Origin of the sequence: Paenibacillus turicensis, assembly GCF_050461185.1 — a bacterium.
In the GTDB taxonomy this organism is placed as follows: domain Bacteria; phylum Bacillota; class Bacilli; order Paenibacillales; family Paenibacillaceae; genus Fontibacillus; species Fontibacillus turicensis_A.
In genome coordinates this window covers 1,899,374-1,920,015 of the sequence record NZ_JBCMOR010000005.1, presented here as the reverse complement: position 1 = coordinate 1,920,015, position 20,642 = coordinate 1,899,374, and the positions used below count along the sequence as shown (strand labels likewise).

The 20,642-nt window shown below is 39.0% G+C and carries 16 protein-coding genes; 12 read left to right on the top strand and 4 right to left on the bottom strand.

The annotated features are described in order from the left end of the window. Positions 1-201: 201 nt before the first annotated feature. Together kduI and ABE099_RS11080 are read right to left on the bottom strand one after the other, a co-directional pair. On the bottom strand, positions 202-1,035 hold the full coding sequence (kduI, locus tag ABE099_RS11085) for a 5-dehydro-4-deoxy-D-glucuronate isomerase (protein ID WP_430030270.1): 834 nt from the start codon (positions 1,033-1,035) through the stop codon (positions 202-204). A 160-nt stretch (positions 1,036-1,195) separates the two neighbouring features. After that, positions 1,196-3,430, bottom strand: coding sequence for a helix-turn-helix domain-containing protein (locus ABE099_RS11080; RefSeq protein WP_430030268.1), 2,235 nt, complete (start codon positions 3,428-3,430; stop codon positions 1,196-1,198). 369 nt (positions 3,431-3,799) lie between these two features. Here ABE099_RS11080 and ABE099_RS11075 point away from each other — a divergent pair, with 369 nt between their 5' ends. From ABE099_RS11075 to ABE099_RS11050, 6 genes are all read left to right on the top strand, one after another. Further along, the gene (locus ABE099_RS11075; protein WP_210088473.1) at positions 3,800-4,723 is read left to right on the top strand and encodes an ABC transporter permease; all 924 of its coding nucleotides are present in this window, start codon (positions 3,800-3,802) and stop codon (positions 4,721-4,723) included. A gap of 74 nt (positions 4,724-4,797) precedes the next feature. Further along, complete coding sequence (locus ABE099_RS11070; RefSeq protein ID WP_430030265.1) at positions 4,798-5,691, top strand: carbohydrate ABC transporter permease; 894 nt, start codon at positions 4,798-4,800, stop codon at positions 5,689-5,691. Between the two features lie 65 nt (positions 5,692-5,756). Next, entirely contained in the window at positions 5,757-7,325 is a 1,569-nt protein-coding gene (locus ABE099_RS11065; RefSeq protein ID WP_430030262.1) for an extracellular solute-binding protein, read from the top strand. Positions 7,326-7,537: 212 nt separating this feature from the next. Next, entirely contained in the window at positions 7,538-8,509 is a 972-nt protein-coding gene (locus ABE099_RS11060; protein WP_430030259.1) for a 3'-5' exoribonuclease YhaM family protein, read from the top strand. A 32-nt stretch (positions 8,510-8,541) separates the two neighbouring features. Beyond that, entirely contained in the window at positions 8,542-9,144 is a 603-nt protein-coding gene (locus ABE099_RS11055; protein WP_430030256.1) for a TetR-like C-terminal domain-containing protein, read from the top strand. 86 nt (positions 9,145-9,230) lie between these two features. Then, on the top strand, positions 9,231-10,832 hold the full coding sequence (locus ABE099_RS11050; protein WP_430030580.1) for an amidohydrolase: 1,602 nt from the start codon (positions 9,231-9,233) through the stop codon (positions 10,830-10,832). Between the two features lie 91 nt (positions 10,833-10,923). Here the strand turns inward: ABE099_RS11050 and ABE099_RS11045 are convergent, their stop codons facing one another. Both ABE099_RS11045 and ABE099_RS11040 read right to left on the bottom strand, forming a co-directional pair. Beyond that, a complete protein-coding gene (locus ABE099_RS11045; protein ID WP_430030253.1) occupies positions 10,924-12,192 on the bottom strand; it encodes an ArnT family glycosyltransferase in 1,269 nt (422 codons plus the stop codon). 97 nt (positions 12,193-12,289) lie between these two features. Continuing rightward, positions 12,290-13,054: a helix-turn-helix domain-containing protein gene (locus tag ABE099_RS11040; protein WP_430030250.1), complete on the bottom strand. Its 765-nt coding sequence runs from the start codon at positions 13,052-13,054 to the stop codon at positions 12,290-12,292. Positions 13,055-13,388: 334 nt separating this feature from the next. Between ABE099_RS11040 and ABE099_RS11035 the strand changes: the two genes are divergently transcribed. From ABE099_RS11035 to ABE099_RS11010, 6 genes are all read left to right on the top strand, one after another. Next, on the top strand, positions 13,389-14,516 hold the full coding sequence (locus ABE099_RS11035) for a BMP family ABC transporter substrate-binding protein (RefSeq protein WP_430030248.1): 1,128 nt from the start codon (positions 13,389-13,391) through the stop codon (positions 14,514-14,516). A gap of 157 nt (positions 14,517-14,673) precedes the next feature. After that, positions 14,674-16,236: an ABC transporter ATP-binding protein gene (locus ABE099_RS11030; RefSeq protein ID WP_430030245.1), complete on the top strand. Its 1,563-nt coding sequence runs from the start codon at positions 14,674-14,676 to the stop codon at positions 16,234-16,236. Beyond that, entirely contained in the window at positions 16,229-17,275 is a 1,047-nt protein-coding gene (locus tag ABE099_RS11025; protein WP_430030242.1) for an ABC transporter permease, read from the top strand. The genes ABE099_RS11030 and ABE099_RS11025 overlap by 8 nt, the downstream gene beginning before the upstream one ends. Beyond that, positions 17,272-18,219 (top strand): ABC transporter permease, encoded by a 948-nt coding sequence (locus ABE099_RS11020; RefSeq protein ID WP_430030239.1) that lies wholly within the window; start codon positions 17,272-17,274, stop codon positions 18,217-18,219. The genes ABE099_RS11025 and ABE099_RS11020 overlap by 4 nt, the downstream gene beginning before the upstream one ends. A 51-nt stretch (positions 18,220-18,270) precedes the next feature. Continuing rightward, positions 18,271-19,224 carry a nucleoside hydrolase gene (locus ABE099_RS11015; RefSeq protein WP_430030236.1) on the top strand — a complete coding sequence of 318 codons (954 nt, stop codon included), beginning with the start codon at positions 18,271-18,273 and terminating at the stop codon, positions 19,222-19,224. A gap of 2 nt (positions 19,225-19,226) precedes the next feature. Beyond that, positions 19,227-20,606, top strand: a complete 1,380-nt coding sequence (locus ABE099_RS11010; protein ID WP_430030233.1) for an ADP-ribosylglycohydrolase family protein — start codon at positions 19,227-19,229, stop codon at positions 20,604-20,606. Positions 20,607-20,642 lie beyond the last annotated feature (36 nt).

Below are 20,642 nucleotides of genomic sequence, written 5' to 3'. Positions count from 1 at the left end.
AATCATGCTTAATTGCTTAATAAGACCGCTACGGTACAGAGAGTTGTTTCACTTGCTGTTAAAACTGGATTCTTATGATGAAATTAAAGATAAGGTGAGAATCCAGTTTTAAAGGCAACCATTTCATTGTTCCACAATCTCTCTGTCCCTTCGCTAATCCCTGCTTTTAAGCAATAAATGATTTAAAATATAGCCAATCTGTTATTTTAAATCCTTCATATTTACAGCGTCCATATCGGAATAGATTTTGTTATCGCCAGCCATTCCCCATATAAACGTATAATTGCTAGTACCTACACCGCTATGAATTGACCAGCTCGGTGAAATAATGGCTTCTTCATTTCTTACAATGAGATGACGGGTCTCCGTTGGCTCACCCATAAGGTGGACAACAACCGCATCCTCAGGTAAATCAAAATAAAGATATGCTTCCATACGGCGAGGGTGCACGTGAGTTGGCATCGTGTTCCACATATTGCCTGACTTCAATTGAGTTAAGCCCATGACGAGTTGCGCACTTTGAATGCCTTCATTATGAATCAGACGGTGAATAATTCGATCATTAGAGCTTGTGATGTCACCCAAAGAAGAGGAATCAGCTTCTCCTAAGGACGTTTTTGCAGTTGGATAGCTTTGATGTGCAGGCGCACAGTTTAAATAAAATTTAGCAGGCTGTTTCGCATCAGTGCTGTTGAAAATAACCTCTTTATTTCCCATTCCAACAAATAAGCATTCCTTATTGTTGACCTCATAAACAGTGCCTTCTACAGTAACCGTCCCTGGACCTCCAATATTAATAATGCCAATTTCACGGCGTTCAAGGAAAAATCCAACACCTAGCTCCTTTAAATCTGTTTCTAATGGGACAGCTTGGTCTACAGGATTAGCCCCCCCAATAATCAAACGGTCCTCATGGGAAATGACAAGCTCAAGCTGATTTGGTGTAAATAATTTTGGAATATGAAACTCTTTTCTTAGTCGATCTGTATCAAATTGCTTAACCTCATTAGGATGTGAAGCATAACGTCTTTCCATGATAACGCTCCTTTTAGTTTGATTTTAAACGCATTTTACCCCAAAACGACATAGTCACTATAATTTTATAGTTTCTAAATGTTTATTTAGGTTTGTATTTATGTTTAATTTACTCCATTTAGGTTTATTTATCAAGTTCATTTATGAATATTTGTAAAATTTATGATATTTTTGTATAACTTTTACGATATTCAGCAGGGGTAACACCAAAGTTTTTCTTGAAAATACGATGGAAATAAGAGCTGCTCGTATATCCACATTGCTCGGCAATCCCTGTAATCGCTGCATTACTTTGAGTTAGATATTGTTTGGCATGTTCTAGACGAATTTTATTTATGACATCGATAATTGTTTCTTGTGTATGTTGCTTGTATAAGCGACTAATATAAATTGGTGATAACTGAAACTTATCTGCAATCATATTTAGACATAACTCGGGATCACTGTAGTGCTCTTCAATGAGCAAGTTAATATCTTCTACGAGATGGCTTTGCTTTGTACTTCGTCTTTGACTAAGCTCATGTTGGACATGTTCAAACAAGGCGATATGAGCCTTAATAAATTGTTCGATGATCTCGCAATCCTCTAATCTTGGGATTTGAGTGGAGATGGTTTCACCTAACATATTATTTTTTTGAATCGTCGCTATAGCATTTTGGATCGTCATGCTGAGTCTAGTTAACGCTTGCGAAATTTTAGAATAGTTCATATCCTTCATTTCTAGCACAATATGATTTAACAGCTCTGTTGCATCTTCTATTTTGAGACTCATTAGCGTTTCTATTAATTTTTTTTCTTTTTCTTTTGGATACTGATATTGCTTTGTTTTTAGTGTAGCGATTTCCCGGGAATTAATTCTACAGCCATGACCATAAAACAAACGATGTAAGGAAGCTTCCTTTACCTGAGAGTATAAGTCACTTAATTCATTATGATCATTACTGATTGGATAGTAAGTTGCAGATAGGCTAATACGTAAATATTCAAGGCTTGCCGCTTGAATTTGTGCTGCAAGTAATTCCATATGGTCATCAGGTAAATTCTCTAGTTTTCCATCCGTACTTAAAATTAAGACAATATCATCTTCCTGCATATCAACAGATTCAACCTGAAAAGCTTTGGAGCAAATTTCACTACTAATATTCATAATAGCGAATTTATATACGACTAAATCTTGAAGACGCTCTTGTTTCAAGCTAGCAAAATGATCGATTTTAAGTAAAATCATGCCATATGGGGCAGTGAGAGGAATGGAAACTCCCAAAGACAAGGCGCGTTGCATTTGTGCCTTTGAAGTAGGAGAAGAAACTCCTTGTAGCCATTCCTTTAACAGATGCTGACGTAGCGTATAAGAATGATTACGTTTGTCTGACTCCAATGCCTTCATTTGCTTTAACATATGCTGAATAGGTCTATAGATTAAATGTGAAGCTCCCCAAGACAATAGTAAACCTACAATTAGAATAATGGCTGCTGTTGTAATGGTTGTATTACGAATAGAAGCAATTTTAGATGTAATCAGCTCATAAGGGGTAATGCGTATATATTGCCATTCCAAGGAATCAGGTGATGTAAAGGAAATCAAAGATTTATGTCCCTGAAATTCATCTACAAAATAGTTAGAGCTTTGATTTAAAATAAGTTCCTTTACTAGGGCTTCATCCTCTTGGCTTAATTCAGTTGGCTCTAGACCATTACGATTTAGCAATTTGCCTTGATCATTCAAAATAAATGATTGTCCCATTTGGGCTTGACGGCTAACGTCCTTGTTAATCCAATCTGATGAAATATTTACGATTACAGCAGAGTTAAGGCTTTGGTGATTACCAATCGCATCAAAACATAAGTAGCTATACACACTTCGTTTTTCGTTTTCATGTAGCGTATCGACATAGGTTCTCGGGATGGGCGTAAAAGCTTTATAATCCTTGAAATTTTGTAAAATATTAATAATTCCTTTATCCGTAATTTCATTTGGCTTGTAAATGCCATTTTGCCCATTCGCAGATACAACATAAAATGCGTCCCCAGCAGGATTGTACACATAAATGGAATCAATATAAGGGATTGAATTAATATAGTTGGATAACTCCCCCATAGCAGTTGTTACATCATAAATACTTGGCTTAGCATAAAACATCAGCTTTGAAATCAGATAGCTGCGATAAATTTGAAATGATAAGGTTTGTGCACTTTCCCGCATATGAATCACTTCACTACTGTTTTCTGTAAGGCTGACAAGATCGTTTTGATACGTTTGCTTTAGGTCTAGTCTGACATAATTAATGAAATAAAAAGTAGAGGATAACACTAAAGTTACAACAATACATAAGGTGATGCTGAGTAATAACCGACTGTACATTTTGCTACGTGCTTGAAGTGTATTGTTCGTCAATGTAAGTCTCCCCCTTAATGACATTTTCTCTCTGTATGTAACCGAAAGCGTTTACATTTTTAATCATATTATAATTGTTCACTGCTCAAAAGGGATAATGAAAAAATTTCCTATTACTGAAATAATGATCACAAACCTATTGAACAAAATGTACCTAAGTGAACTAATTTAATATTTATTAAACATAGCTGTTATATATGCCAATCACATATGAACAGTTCATATCTAGGAAATTGTTTCACTATGCCAATGACAAAAAAGTTCACTCATGCTTTAAAGTTACTCTAGCGGCTCATTTAGCCCCACCTATACAATAATGACACAGCCTTACAGATGACACACGATATTGATTAAGGGGACGGATGAGAGATGAACAAGAAAAAAGGTTTTGTACATGAGCTTGTGACCAACCGGATTTTGTTTATCATGTTGTTACCAGCGGTGCTTTTCTTCATTATTAATTCTTATATTCCGATGGTCGGTATTTATTATGCTTTTACGCAATTTGATTTCAACACAAGTCTGTTTGATAGTGTGTTTGTTGGCTTGGATAATTTCAAATATTTATGGCAATCGGGATTGTTAACGAAGCTGACCTTAAACACCGTAGGCTACAACTTAGCGTTTATCGTGCTAGGTAATGTGCTTGCAATCGCTTGTGCTGTTCTACTCAGTGAGCTTAAATCAAAATGGTTCAAAAAAATTACGCAATCCGTAATGTTCCTACCTTACTTCGTATCCTTTGTTATTTTAAGTGTTATCGTTTATAACCTATTTAATTATGAAAGCGGATTCTTAAACACGATGCTAAAAGGTTTGGGGATGCAGCCATTAGATGTTTATAACACGCCTTGGATGTGGGTATTTCTTATCATCATTTTTTATCTGTGGAAAAATCTTGGATACAGCATGGTCATCTATTTAGCCGCCATTACTGGGATCAGTGATGAGTATTACGAGGCAGCAAAAATCGATGGGGCCAACATCTTCCAACGGATTTGGTATATTACGTTGCCAATGCTAAAGACAACCTTTGTCGTATTATTACTGTTCGCACTTGGCAGCATTATGAAAGGGCAATTTGATCTGTTTTACCAATTAGTTGGTAATAATGGGTTGTTATACAATGCAACAGACATTCTTGATACGTATGTATATCGTTCCTTAAAGGTGACCTTTGATATTGGGATGGCAACCTCTGCAGGGCTATATCAATCGTTGTTTGGTTTTGTACTTGTCATGACAGTGAATTACATTATTCGTAAAATCAACGACGAATACGCCTTATTCTAATGCTGTGGAGTAGCTGGGGTAACATTTAAAACCAATTAATGGGATGTATAGAACTTGAGGAGGTCTTGGTGGGTATGCGTATTAAAGATGAAAAATATGCGAAATCGTTCCGGCTTTTTGCTTACCTTTTAATTACACTGATCAGTTTAGTTTGTTTGTTTCCATTTTTATTAGTTATCTCTGCTTCCTTTACTTCAAATGAAGCGATTGTCAAAGATGGCTTTCACCTTATCCCAACTGTATTTTCGTTAGAGGGTTATGCAACCGTCTTTCGTTTTCCGAAGCAGGTGTTAACTGCGTATGGAGTCACCATATTTACAACGGTGGTGGGAACGGCACTAGGCTTATTCATTATTACGATGACAGGATATGTGCTTCAGCGTAGGGATTTTAAATACCGGAATGGCTTTGCCTTCTTCATTTACTTCACGACCTTGTTTGGTGGTGGATTAGTTCCTTGGTACATTTGGTTAACAAAATATTTAGGACTGACAGATACGTACACCGTATTAATTTTCCCAGGGTTAATGACACCGTTTCTCATTATATTAATGAAAAACTTTATCCGCTCGGCGGTTCCGGATGAGGTTGTGGAATCAGCAAAAATTGATGGGGCAAATGATTTTAAAATCTACTATCGGATTGTTTTACAATTGTCGATGCCAGGTATCGCTACTGTAGGTTTGTTTCTTGCCTTAGCCTATTGGAATGACTGGTTTACATCCTCATTGTTCATTAATACGCCTGCAAAATATCAGCTTCAATATTATTTGTACAATGTGGTAAATGCGATGAGCTTTATCTCGCAAATGGGTGCAGGTACAGGGGTTTCACTGGGTACAGATTTACCTACGGAATCTACTAAAATGGCCATGGCCATTATCGTTACAGGTCCAATCCTATTCTTGTATCCATTCGTACAACGTTATTTCGTCAAAGGCTTAACCATTGGCGCTGTAAAAGGTTAGAACCGGAGCATATAAAATATATCCGGCTGACATATAGTCACATAAATCAAGGGGAGGATGAAAGTATGAAGTCTCGTAAAAAATGGATGTTTACCATGGTTGCAATTCTTTTATTGTCGACAATACTTGGTGCATGTGGGGGAAACTCTGGGAACTCAGGGGGAGATAAGGGAGCAGGAGGAGACAAAGGTGGAGCAAAAGTCACTGCAAGCGGCTTGGATATCTCTAAGAAAGTAGAATTACAATTTTACATGCTAGGGGATGCACCTAAAGATTTACCAGCCATTGAAGAGATTATTAACAAGCTTGCGTTAGAAGATTTAAATGCAACCGTGAAATTTAATTTCACAACGTGGACAGACTGGGATCAAAAATATAAATTACTTTTATCCTCTGGTCAACCCATTGATTTGATCTTCACCGCAGATTGGACACAATATCAAGCGTATGCGAAAAAAGGTGCATTTAAGCCGCTAGATGAGTTATTACCTGTGGCTGCACCAGAGCTGCAAAAGTTTGTACCTAAAGACATGTGGGAAGCTGTGAAAATTGATAATAAAATATTTACGGTTCCAGCAACGTATAAGGAATACGTTACGAATGGTTTTGTATGGCGTGAAGATTTAAGAGAGAAATATAATCTGCCTAAGCCGGTAGATATTCCAACCTTTGAAGCTTACTTGGATGGAATTAAGCAAAATGAACCAACAATGACACCTCTATCTATGAACTCAGATGTTAAAAATAACTTGATGTATGTATACCGTGAAATTGCACATGAGCAAATTGGTGCATTGCCATATGGCTTGGGAGTTAAATATAAAACACCAAGTGATATATACTCCTATTGGGGTTCAGATGAACAAAAGGATGATTTAACAACATTCAAACGTTGGATGGATAAAGGCTTTATTCAGAAAAACGTATTAAATTCGAAGGATACATTACAGGATCCAATTAATAGTGGGAAAGCCGCTGCGATTCTTGGTGATAACCCAACTCGATTTAATGATATGGTAATTAAGCTACAATCTACGCATCCAGACTGGAAGCTTGGCTATTATCCATTCCCATTAAAGACAGGCGTTGCGACACCAGTGCATCCGATTCATAACGGCTTTGCAATTCCGAACAGCAGCAAAAATCCTGAACGTGCATTAGCTTTTTATGAAAAAATGGTCACAGACAAACGTTACAACTTACCTACGCAATATGGAATTGAAGGTAAAAACTATAAAGTTAATAGCGAAGGCAAGTATGAAATGATTGGCGATAGCACTTCCAATGGCTTCCCGCGTGAAGGCATGAATGGTTGGGCGTGGAGAAATCCTGAGTACATGTTATTTGATAAAAACTTTGATGGTGTTCAAGCGATCTTTGATGAATTAGACAAAATACAGGTGCCTGATAAGTTTAATGGATTTGCAGAGGACTACACAGCGTATCAAGCAGAACGTGCCGCATTAGAGCAGGTAGAAAAGCAATATTTATATCCATTGCTTGCTGGACTTGTAGATAATGTAGATGAAGGCTTAGCTACGTTTATGGACAAAGCAAAAAGCGCGGGTCTTGAAAAGGTACAGGAAGCGTATAAAAAACAATGGCTTGAATATGTACAAAAGCAAGGGTTTTAATATTGTAATAATGATATAAAATGACGTTGATATTGAGCTAATTAGGTTGCTATGATGGCGATCTGATTAGCTTTTTTTATGCCCTATTAAACTATTTTTATATCGACTTTATCAAATTAATAGTCTCAAATGACTGATCGTAGTATAATAGAACGGATCACGTCTACAGAATATAGTGCAGTTAGACTATAGTCTGCTGAGGAGGAAGTCATTTGACCAAAGTTAAAGAAATGATGAATCAAGAAGAATTCATCGGATATTACTTACTAAAAGAATTAGAAATTAAACAAACGAATAATACACCCCCTAAAGACTACATGGATATTGTGTTAAGTGATGCAACTGGACAAATATCTGCGAAGTTATGGGATGTATCATCATATGATAAAGAAACTTTTTTTCGAATGGGGCTTGTGAAGGTTAAAGGGATTGCACATACGTATCGTGAGCGCCTACAAGTGAAAATTATTCAAATGAGACCCGTTAAAGCGGAAGAAGGTATAACGCTAACCGATTTTATTAGTGCTGCGCCGATCCCTTCGGATCAATTGGTAGATATCATTAAAATGACAACCGATCAAATTAATGATGATATAATGAAAGGCATTGTACAATTTTGCCTAGATAAAATAGGGGATAAGTTAGCTCATTATCCAGCAGCAAAAAGCCATCATCATAATTATTTTGGTGGATTAGCGTATCATACTGCACGTATGTTAGAATTAGGCAAGTTTCTGACTCAGCAACGCCCATTTTTAAATAAAGATTTATTGTTGTCAGGTATCATTTTGCATGATATTGCAAAGCCAGAGGAAATGCTTGCTGAATATGGGATTGTGTCGGAGTACAGTACTCCTGGTAAATTAATTGGGCATATTGCAATGGTGGCAACTTGGATTACAGAAGCAGCGATTAAGCTTGATATTGATTTAGCTTCGAACCAAGTGTTAGCCTTGCAGCATCTTGTATTATCGCATCATAATTTAGGTGAATGGGGAAGTCCTGTACAACCACAATTACCTGAAGCTGTTGCCTTACATCATATTGATGCACTTGATGCCAAGCTACAAATGGTAGAGGATGCACTTGGGGCACTACCAGAACATGAAGTATGGACACCATTGATACGAGGACTAGAGAATAAACCTGTATATCGTATGAGTTTTAGCGAGGATGAATCCTGATTCATGAAAAAGTTTAAGAAGGAGAGAACAGGATGTCGCCACGTACAGGATTAAAAATTAGTGTTATTTTACAAGCAGCAGAAGAGATCGCAAACGCAAAAGGGCTAGGTGAGGTAACCTTAACTTCGTTAGCACAAAAGTTAGGGATTCGTCCCCCTTCTTTGTATAATCATATTGAGGGTTTAAATGGTTTACGTAAAGTCATGGCGTTAGATAGCTTAGAGCAATTAGAGGAGCTTCTAGTTCTTGCATCTAAAGATCAAAAGGAGGATATTGCCCTAATTCATATGGCAAAGGCATATCTTTCTTTTGCTAGAGAACGTCCGGGCCTATATGAAGCGATGTTGTATGCGCCAGGTGCTGAGGATGAGGAGCTTCGCCATGCAGGAGATGGCGTTAATTCCTTGATTACTTCTACGATCCAACGGGCGTTTCATCTAAATAATGTTGAAGCATTACATGCGGCTAGAGGTTTTCGTAGCTTGCTTCATGGATTTGCTTCGTTAGAGCAACAAGGAAGCTTTGGAATGATATATGAAATTGAAGATAGTATTGAATATAATATAGAAGCATTTTTAGCAGGGCTACATGCAAAAAATGAATCCAAGCAAGTACAAGCTGACGCTACTCTGTGAGAGGTGTCAGCTTTTGTGGTTTTTAGTATAACAAGTTAGGAGAGAGTAAGATGTCAGGAACTTTATATATAAACGGAATCTTTCCAATGCTCTGTGGTGAGAGTAAGCTTGCTAGCAGTTTTGTTGATGCTATTTATGTAGAGCAAGGAAAGATTGCTGCGATCGGGACTAAATCTGATTTAAAACTCCAACTAGGTGCTAAAGTGTATCAAACTGTTGATTTAGCCGGTGGTGTGGTATTACCAGGCTTAGTGGACTCTCATATGCATTTGTCTATGCATGGGATGAAGCTCAGTATGCTAGATTTTAGTGGCGTTACTTCAAAGTCTGAAATGTTAGCTATGGTAAGAGAGCAAGTACAAAAAACACCAGCAGGACAATGGATTGTTGGACTTAATTGGAATGAAAATGAGTTTAGACAACCTGAATTGCCTCATATGTCTGAACTGGATGCCATTACGATGGAGCATCCCATTTTCTTAACGCGAGTTTGCTTTCATGCTTATGTTGGCAATTCGGTTGCATTTAGGCTTGCTGGTATTAATCAGGACATACAGGACACTCCTTCGGGCTCCTTCGGACGAGACGAACAGGGAAAATTAAATGGGATGGTATATGAGGAAGCTCATTTTGCTTTTGCTAAGGCACAACCAGAGCCCGATTATAGTACCAAAAAGGAAATTATAAAACGTGCTTGCCTTGATGCCTTATCGCTTGGACTTACTAGTGTGCATACGGAGGATTTACGCTTTATTGGTAGTGTAGACACGATGCATCGTATTCATCAGGAGCTACACGAAGAAGGAATCTATATTCGTACCCATCAACTATTGTATCATCCCTATATGCAAGAGCTTAAGGAGCTAGGCATTAAGGCTGGTAACGGTAATGAGTGGTTTAAGATGGGGGCAATTAAGTTATTTGCGGATGGAGCAATTGGTGCGAGAACAGCGCTTTTACAGCAGCCTTATAGTGATATGCCTGAGGTAACGGGTACAGCGATTCATAGTCAAGTGGAATTGGAGGAACTCACTACACAGGCACGGAAGCTTGGCTTTCCTATTGCTGTACATGCGATTGGCGATGGAGCAGCCCAGATGGTGCTCACTGCGATGGAAAATTGTCCACTTTCACCTGATATTCCTTTGAGAGACCGTTTTATTCATGCGCAGGTGTTAAATGAAGACTTGATTAAGAGAATGAAAAAGCTGCCACTCATTGTAGATATTCAGCCTCGTTTTGTTGTGAGCGATTTTCCATGGGTGTTAGATCGAGTAGGAGCAGAGCGTACTGAGTATTTATATGCTTGGCGGAAGCTGCTGAACGCAGGTCTCATTTGTGGGGGTGGAAGTGATGCACCGATTGAGCCATTAAATCCATTTTTAGGAATTCATGCGGCAGTAACAAGAAAAAAACCTTCACAAAATCAACAATTTCAGTTTCAAAGTGAGGAAGGGTATCTACCTCTTGAAAAGTTAAGTATATCCGAAGCGCTTTCATTATTTACAATGGGGGGAGCCGCAACGGTAAATGAAGCGGATGACCGTGGCTCGATTGAGGTTGGAAAAGCCGCTGACTTCACTGTCATTAATGATAATCCACTTCAGTTGGATCACCCTGATCAGCTATTAGATGTTCAGGTTCAAATGACAGTGGTCAATGGCCGTATTGCCTATCAAACGATGTAGAGCTTATCTGAAAATCCGTTTAAGATCATCTATTTACCAACTTTTTGCCTTTGCTGTATTCATATAAGTCTTCCAAAGTCACGAGCTATCATCAGATGCTTATTGGCATTGGAGGCTTATTTTTTATTTTATCCTTCTTTTGCACTACATAATATGCAGCAAATAAAATTAACAATGACATATTAGGGTAACCATAACGGCTAAAGGCGATAAAAGGCATATAAATTCCCGTTAAATAAATTAGAATTAAATAAAGCGGAAGCAAGCCTGTCACCCGATTGCGAACTGTCTTAAATATCCCTACAATACTAACACTAGTTAAAATAATTTGTAGAACATACACTACAGGAATGCTAATTCCGAAAATAGCTTTCCAATAAAAAGGCTGCATATACAAATCTACTAGTTTACCTATTGTGTACCAATAAACATATTTAAGTGGCTCATGAGTAAAGCCATATATCAGAATATCTTTCCCCTTAGCAATTGCAGCTTTGTCTGCACCATTAAACAACGTATCAGGAGAATATTGTGGATGAGCAGCAAAAAAATCGGCTGGTGGCATCATATTATAAATGCGAGTACCTAATAAAAACGGACTTCCACCCGAATTTGTGAAAATAATCAGCTCATGAAAGACGTTATAATTTCGAATCCACCATGGTAATAAACATACGATATATACAGCTCCAAGTAGACATATAAATTTGATCATCTGACGCCAAGGCAGACGGTCCCTCCACCAAAGTAAGAGTAAAATGGCTGGATATAAACTGATTTGTGGCTTCAAATAGGCGGCAAGAGCAACAATAAGCCCAATCCACATGTACCATATAGCTTGCTTGCGTTCTAGTGCAATTACGGTTGCACAGATTAATAGTAGTAACAATGTACGAAATGTCATTTCAGATAAAATAACGCCAGCCGTAAAGTAATCTGGTAAATAAAAAGCACTTACAATACTTGCAATAACACCTACACGAACATTAAAAAATCGTTTACCTAACCAATAGATTAAATAGATGCATAACGCTTGCTCCAACACCTGAAATAAACGAAAAGCAATGATTGCTGCCTCACCTTGTCCGAAAATGCTCATAAAGCCTGCCAAAACTAAAGTCATGCCTGGCATAATAAAAGCAGATGGTAAATTGCCTGTATTGTAGGCTAATACACCTTCATTTAAAAATAAACGAGCAGATTGGATGTATTTCACATCATCATTATTTGGACGAAGGGGATCACCTAATAGAAAATAATTGCTATAACTTAGTACGATAATGCTTGAAAGTAGGACTACAAAGATCATTAGGAGCATTACGATTTTTTGATGGTGTGTATCAATTTTATGCCAAAACACAAAGGTTTATCTCCTCTCGGTCGGAACGCAAAAAGCAACATCTAATGTTATTTTGCTTTTTGAATCTATATTAATGTAGCAAGGGACTGTCCGCAAGCTATAACGGATCCAGTCCCTTATTGTTTGTTCTAAATTTACGAGGGGTTAGCCCAACCTCTCTTTTAAACATATTGCAAAATTGCGCATCATTTACGAACCCAGACACAGAAGCAATTTCAGAAATGGGAAGCTGTGTGTGGCGAAGTAACGATTTAGCATAATCTAGACGTTTTAGTAAAAGATATCGTAGAGGAGACAACGCGTAACGTTCTTTAAATACATGTCGAAAACGGTCGTAGCTGTACCCAGACAATTCAGCCAAGCTGGCTATCGTTAATCGTTGCAGATAATGCTCGTCCATATAATTTAAGACATATTGAATGCGGTCCTCAGCAGGAGAAGGTGACAGCCCCTTATCTACATTTCGAAGTAAATGAACAAGAATTTCGCCAAGCTGGAGATTCATGAGCTCAGTAAAACCTTCACGCTTACGCTGAAACTCACCCTTCATTCGTAGCAACGTTTGATACACGGTATGCTCCTTATCATCATCATGAACACCGGCAAGATTAAGAAGACTTTTATTATCACAAATGAAGCCGATAAATAACACCTCTGCTTCTGGTGTATGTTTTTCATCGTGCTTGAAGCCAGGCGGAATAAGCGCAAAGGAGGAAGAGCGAAAATGGAAATTTCTCGTCCCTACATTGGATGAGCCTAACGCACTAACATAATAAACAAGCTCATAACATTCATGCTGGTGAGGTGGAATATACGTATTAGGGTCATGCACAGCATTTACGATATATAATACACGATCCATAACGTGACACCTCCGACAATTAATGATTTGATTCGACAAAATCTATTTGATCAATCAGATGATTTAGCCGAATCGTGCAAAAAATTGACCGAAATCATATAATTTTTTGCAGCTATATTTGTTATGATCTTATCAATTAAACGGAAGTTTTTCAACTGGATTGGCCACCATGTTCGGAATTCGACTGTTTATTTCCATGAAAGTGTTATGAAATGTACGTTTTTTTCTGAAAATAATCAGAAAACACGATTGTTAGGATGGTTTTACAAATTTTTCAATACGTCTTTAACGCAATTTTGGCAATAAACTACAAAAAGGGAGCGAGACAATAGAGATGAAAAAAAATATGCTGATTTTATTGTTAGCTGCGGTCATGGTATTGGTCACTGCGTGTGGAGGTAAAGGTGGAAATCAAGCTGCAACAGACAACAAAGGAAATAACGGTGCTGTGAAGCAAGAAGGAAAATTAAAGGTTGTATTGCTTATTCCAGGTGTACTTGGAGATAAATCATTTTTTGATGCTGCAAACAGCGGCTTGCAAAAAGTAAAGGAATTTCTTGGTGCTGAAACAAAGGTTATTGAAATGGGAGCAGACAAAACAAAGTGGGAGCCAACCTACAACGATATTGCATCTCAAGACTGGGACATCATTATTTCTGGTGGCTCTGAAATTACCGAAATGTTTAATGCAACAGCAGAAGCAAATCCCGACAAAAAATTTATTAACTATGATACCGATATTGAAGAAGCTCCAGCTAACGTATACAGCATGACTTATGCGACAAATGAGGTTTCTTTCTTGGCAGGAGCAGCAGCAGCCTATGCGACTCAGTCTTCTATGCCAAATGCAAATAAAGACAATGTAATTGGTTTTGTAGGTGGAATGGACATTCCGGGCATTAACGCATTCCTTGTTGGGTACATTCAAGGTGCACAATATGTTGATCCTAATGTGAAGGTTGCAGTTTCTTACGCAGGAGATTTTGTTAACCCAGCCAAAGGCAAAGAGTTATCCCTCATTCAATATAACTCTGGTGTAGATATTATTTTTAACGTAGCAGGTGGAACGGGACTAGGTATTTTCGATGCTGCGAAGGAAAAGAAAAAATATGCAATTGGGGTTGACTCTGACCAAGGGATGTTGCTAAAGCAAACAGATCCTGAAAAGGCAAACCTCATTGTAACCTCAGCAATTAAAAAAATTGATATGGCGATTCTAGGCGCTGTGAAAAGACTGCAAGAAGGTACACTTGAAATGGGTAAACGTGATGTACTTAGCTTCGTAGAAGATGGTGTAGGTCTTGCAGAAAATGAAATTTACAAAAGTGCTTTCCCAGAAGACATTCAAGCAAAAATTGAAGAAGTTAAACTAAAATTGATCAAAAAAGAAATTAAAGTAGATAATGCAATGGGTATGGAAACTGCTGAAATTGAAAAAATTCGTAACGCAGTTAAGCCATAAAGCTATAACTACTTGACTCATTATATTGTAATGAAGGCATCCTATGCTTTACGTTGCAATCAGTATAAATGAAACGCAGCAAGGAGTCCTTCATTTAAGAGGGACTTTAAGCTGCATTTTTTTACGAAACTTCAAGCTAGAAGGATGTGGACTGAACATGGAAACCCCTTTGCTGGAAATGCGAGGCATTACAAAAGTATATCCCAATGGTGTTGTGGCGAATCGAGATGTTAGCTTTTCATTACGTGAAGGTGAAATACATGCGCTTGCAGGTGAAAATGGTGCAGGCAAATCAACATTAATGAAAATGATCTTTGGGATGGAAGAGCCAAGCGAAGGCGATATTTATATTTATGGAGAAAAGGTTAGACTTTTATCTCCACAAGATGCAATTGATCGTGGTATTGGGATGGTGCACCAGCACTTTATGTTAGTTCCTTCATTTACTGTCGCTGAAAATATGGTGTTAGGAATGGAGCCACGTAAAGGGTTTGGGATTCATTATGCTGAAGCGATTCAGATGACAGAGGAAACCGCACGTAAATATAATTTAGCCGTGAACCCTAGAGCAAAGGTTGAAGATTTAACAGTAGGGATGAAGCAAAAGGTTGAAATTTTAAAGGCACTTATTCGTGGGGCAAAAATTTTAATTTTAGATGAGCCAACTGCTGTATTAACCCCGCAAGAAACAGAAGAATTGTTCCGAGAGTTAAAACAGCTCAAGGAGCATGGTCATACGATCGTATTTATTTCGCACAAGCTGAAGGAAGTTAAAGCGATTTGTGATCGAATTACGATTTTACGTGGTGGACGTAGTGAAGGTGTGTTTGAGGTAGCGGATGTAACAGAGCAAGAAATTTCTAGACTAATGGTTGGACGAGATGTAGTGCTGAAATATGATAAGCCGAAATTGGATATTCAAAAGCCTGTACTGACAGTGGACAACTTAAATGTTAATGATCCGCTAGGTAAACCGCTTTTATCAGATATTAATTTCTCTGTTCGTGGTGGACAAATTGTAGGGATTGCTGGTGTTGAGGGCAATGGTCAACGTGAACTTGTCGAAGCCTTAACGGGTGGATTGGTAGGTGTCACTAGCAGTGGGACAGTGGAGGTCAATGGAACACAGATCCGAGAGTCTAACATTTTAAATATACGTAACCTTGGTGTTTCTTATATTCCTGAGGATCGGATGTCTCAAGGCTCCGCGGGTGAAGCAAGTATTTCTGATAATATGATCTCCACACATTATCGTTCTAAAACGATAAATAATGGAGTATTCCTTCGTGGCTCACGAATAGCAAGCTTAGCAACCAAGCTAATCGAGGATTTTAAAATTCGATGCTCAGGACCTAAGCAGCAAATTGGGATGTTATCCGGTGGGAATATGCAAAAGGTGGTTGTTGCTAGGGAATGCTCGACAGAGCCACAGCTTTTAATTGCAGAACAGCCTACACGTGGGGTCGATGTTGGTGCGGCACAGCTTATCCATCAAAAGCTGTTAGAGCTAAGAGAAAACAAAGGAGCCATTGTGCTTTTATCCGCAGATTTAAATGAAGTGCTAGAAATTAGTGATTGCTTGTTAGTGATGTATGAAGGTCAAATTGTTGCTTATATTGAAGATCCGTCAAGCATGAGTGAAGAGGAGCTAGGTCTTTACATGCTAGGAAGTAAACGGCAGGATGCAGCGGACATCAGGAGGGCGATGAACCATGTTTAAGTCTAAATATTTTGAGGTTATTCGCACAGCAGCGGTTATTTTGATTGCACTTGTCATTGCATTTCTTATTATTGCGCTTGTTAGTGAAAATCCTTTAAAAACGATCAGTATTTTTTTGCTTGAGCCGCTAAACTCCAAGGGACATATCGGAAATGTGATTGAAATGGCAATTCCCCTAATGTTTACTGGACTAGCTGTTTCCTTATTATTTCGTGCCAACATGTTTAACTTGGGGGCAGAAGGTATTTTCTATTTCTCAGGTGTGGTCGCTTCAGCAATTGCGATTCATTGGTCGTTAGGTGGCTTCTTACACCCGATTGTTGCCATTTTGATCGGTTCGATTGTAGGTGCCATTTTATCAGCAATTCCTGGGATATTGAAGGCAAAATGGAATGCTAATGAGCTCGTTACTTCCCTCATGTTTAACAATATTTTGTTTGGGGTTGGCTTGTATTTATTAAATTATCAATTACGTGATGCGAAGGCATTTGCCAATGTTTCGTTTAAATTTGAGAAAACGTCATTGCTGGATAAAATTATTCCAGGGACACGTATTCATACTGGGTTAATTATCGTTTTGATCCTTATCGTACTTGCTCATTACTTTCTTTATAAAACCAAATGGGGTTATGAGCTACGTATGACGGGAGCTAACCGTAAGTTTGCACAGTACTCTGGGATGAAAACAGCAAAGGTAATTATTCTCGTCCATCTTATTGCAGGTTTTATTGCAGGGATGGGAGGTTCAGTCGAGGTGCTTGGGATGTACAGTCGCTTCCAGTGGACCGCCTTACCTGGTTATGGACTTGATGGAGCCTTAGTTGCCATGTTGGCAAAAAATAATCCTTTGTCTGTTATCGCTTCAGCGTTGTTTTTAGCTTATATTCGGATTGGAGCAGATCTTATGGCTCGTTTGTCTGATGTGCCTGCGGAAATGATTTCGATTATCCAAGCGGTCATTATTTTGTTAATTTCAGCAGAGCAATTCCTGAAGTTCTGGAAAAACCGGATGCTACTGAAGGAGGCGCGTGAGTCATGAGTGGTTTAGATAGCTTATTAAATGTTATTTTTACAACTGATTTTGCCTTTTCTGTGTTACGGGTTACTACGCCAATTTTGTTCGCTGCCTTAGGCGCATTGATCTCGAATCGCGCCGGTATTATCAATATTGGGATGGAAGGGATTATGCTGGTATCTGCTTTGGCGGGGGTCATTATTAGTGCCTATACGCAAAGTGCATGGATTGGTTTACTTGGTGCCGTGATGGCAGGAACTTTAATTGCAGGCTTACTTGCTTTCTTTACCTTGAAATTTAAAACGCATATTATTCTTGGTGGGATAGCGATTAACATGTTTGCTTCGGGAGGGACTGTATTTCTACTTTATTTATTGAGTGGGGATAAAGGGTCATCTACTTCTTTGCCAAGTAAGGTTTTACCGAGTATCGATATACCACTGCTAAAGGATATTCCAGTATTAGGACCTATTTTTTCAGGACACCATATTTTAACCTACTTATCCATTATTGCAGTGTTTGTTGTTTATTATATGCTTAAGCGTACACCACTGGGCTTACGAATTCGTTCTGTAGGTGAAAACCCACATGCGGCACAATCTGTAGGGGTTAGTGTTATAAAAATTCAGTATACTGCGTTATTGCTTAGTGGATTTTTTGCTGGCTTAGGTGGTGCATATATGTCTATGGGTTACTTATCGTTGTTTACCAGAGATATGGTTGCAGGACGTGGTTGGATCGCGATAGCAGCTGAGTCAATGGGACGTAGCACAACGGTGGGAACAGCCTTAACTTCATTGTTGTTTGGTGCGGCCGATGCATTAGCGAATGCATTCCAAGTATTGAAGATACCCGCAGAGTTAATTGCAACCTTACCTTATGTAGCAACCGTATTTGGTTTAATAATCTATGCTGTAAGTGAAACACGTAAAAAAAATAGAAAGCTAAAAAGCCCGCTTGCTAAATAACTAGCAGAGCACACACGACAGGTAGAGACTAGCGAGGAGCGTGACATTGAGATGGCGACACCAATTATTATAGATTGTGATCCAGGGCATGATGATGCGATTGCGATATTGCTTGCTTATGCCCATAAGGATTTGTTAGATATACGAGGAATTACTACTGTAGGTGGTAATCAAATTTTAGATAAAATTACGGATAATGCACTGAAAATATTAAGCTTTGTTGATGCTGATATTCCTGTGGCAAAAGGGGCTGTAGGCCCACTACTTGGCAAGCTGGTAACGGGTGAAGAGGCACATGGTGAATCAGGCATGGATGGTCCAGTACTTCCACCAAGCAAGTATCGTGCCGTAGAGCAAGGTGCAGTTGAATTTATGCTCGATATTATTAGATCGTCGGAGGAAAAGATTACGCTTGTTCCACTGGCGCCACTGACGAATATTGCATTGTTAATTACGGCATATCCAGAGGTGAAGGAAAAAATTGAACGTATCTCCTTAATGGGTGGCGGAGTTGGCTACGGCAATGTGACGAATACAGCTGAGTTTAATATTTATGTGGATCCAGAGGCAGCACGAATTGTATACGAATCTGGCATCCCGATTACGATGAGTGGCTTAGATGTAACGGATAAAGCAGCTATTTTTGAGGATGAAATTGAGGAATTGAAAAAGCGGGGACCTGTCTCAACGTTGGTTGGTGAACTGCTTGATTTTTATTCGATTTATGGCAAGAAGATGGGTTATGTAGGTAATGCACTTCATGATCCATGCGCGGTTGCTTGGCTGCTTGCGCCTGAGTTGTTTACGTCAAAAGATTTATATGTAACCGTAGAGACAGAAGGAAAGTTGACTAGAGGAATGACCGTTGCGGATCAACGTAAAAAACCAGATTTTGCCCCAAATGTTCAGGTATTAGTGGATGTGGATAGAGAAGCATTTATGAAGCTATTGTTTGATGCATTAGCACGCTTGGACGAGCAACTTACTGCTCCGAAAGGAGAATAGCTGTGGCTGGTTGGGAAAGATTGCAGGAAACGTTGTTTTTTGAGCTGATGCAGCGTAAGGAAGAGGGCTGTATCGTCGATGGTTTTCCAGAAAAGCTTGCACAAGCTGGTGAAGATGAAGCGAAGCTGATGCAAATTTATTATGAATTGATGGCTTTACCCATTGCAGACGATTTTCCATTTCAAGAACCATCTACATTCCAAGAAATTAGAGCGTTAAGACCGGAGGGACCACGTGAGCTTGTGGCGAACTTCACTGAAGCGCAGTGGCAAGATAAGTTTTATGGGGCTTGGTTAGGTCGCTCTGTAGGTTGTGCACTTGGGAAACCACTTGAGTATTGGGATTACCTTTATGGTAAGGATGGTCGTCCAGGTTGGGAAAATATAGAGTTGTGGTTTAAAGGTGCGGATGCTTGGCCCATCAAAGGGTATACACCTGGGCATTCCCGCGCAGAAGAGCAATATGGTCTTAAACTAAGTGATTGGTCATTTGTAAGCACCTCTGACAAAATCAAATATATGGAAAGCGACGACGACTTGCGCTATACCATTTTGGGCTTATTGTTGCTAGAAGAAAAAGGTTTGAATTTTGATTCATGGGATATCGGAAAGCTATGGCATAGCCGTCTGACTTATAGTCAGGTATGTACAGCGGAGACGCAAGCTTATTTGAATTTTGCGCACGAGACATCTCATTTACATGGTGACAAACCTGCAGATTGGGAGAAACGTCAAGAGCGTGTACGAATGCACTTAAATCCATATCGTGAATGGATTGGAGCGGCAATTCGTGTCGATGCACTTGCTTATGGTGTAGCAGGACGACCTGAGCTGGCGGCAGAGCTAGCTTACCGTGATGCTTCCTTTTCTCACGTTAAAAACGGGATCTATTCAGCTATGTTTTACTCCGCGATGATTGCAGCAGCATTTGTGGAGCAGGATAATGAAAAAATGATCGAAATTGGACTTAGCGAAATTCCTACGACATGCCGTCTTGCAGCAGATGTACAACGTGGGATTGAAATTGCCCATAAGGCAAAAGATGAACGTGAGCTTGTGAGCAAAATTTGGGATGAGTTTAGTCATTATGATGCGGTGCACAGCAACAACAATGCAGCTTTAGTTGTAGCTTCGCTTGTGTATGGTGGGAACGATTTCGAGAAGGCGGTCGTCACCTCCGTTTATGGCGGGATGGACACAGACTGTAATGGGGCTACTGTAGGTTCCATTATGGGAGCAAAATTGGGTGCTAATCAACTTCCTACAAATTGGACAAAACCACTTAATGATACGCTTTATGCTGATCTTATCGGTTTTGATCCGGTTGCTATTTCAACGCTTGCAGAGCGGACTTATCAGTTATTTCGGAAGCTGCAAGGGTAGTTGAATGAGTGAGAAATGAAATGCTCTCTAAATAAA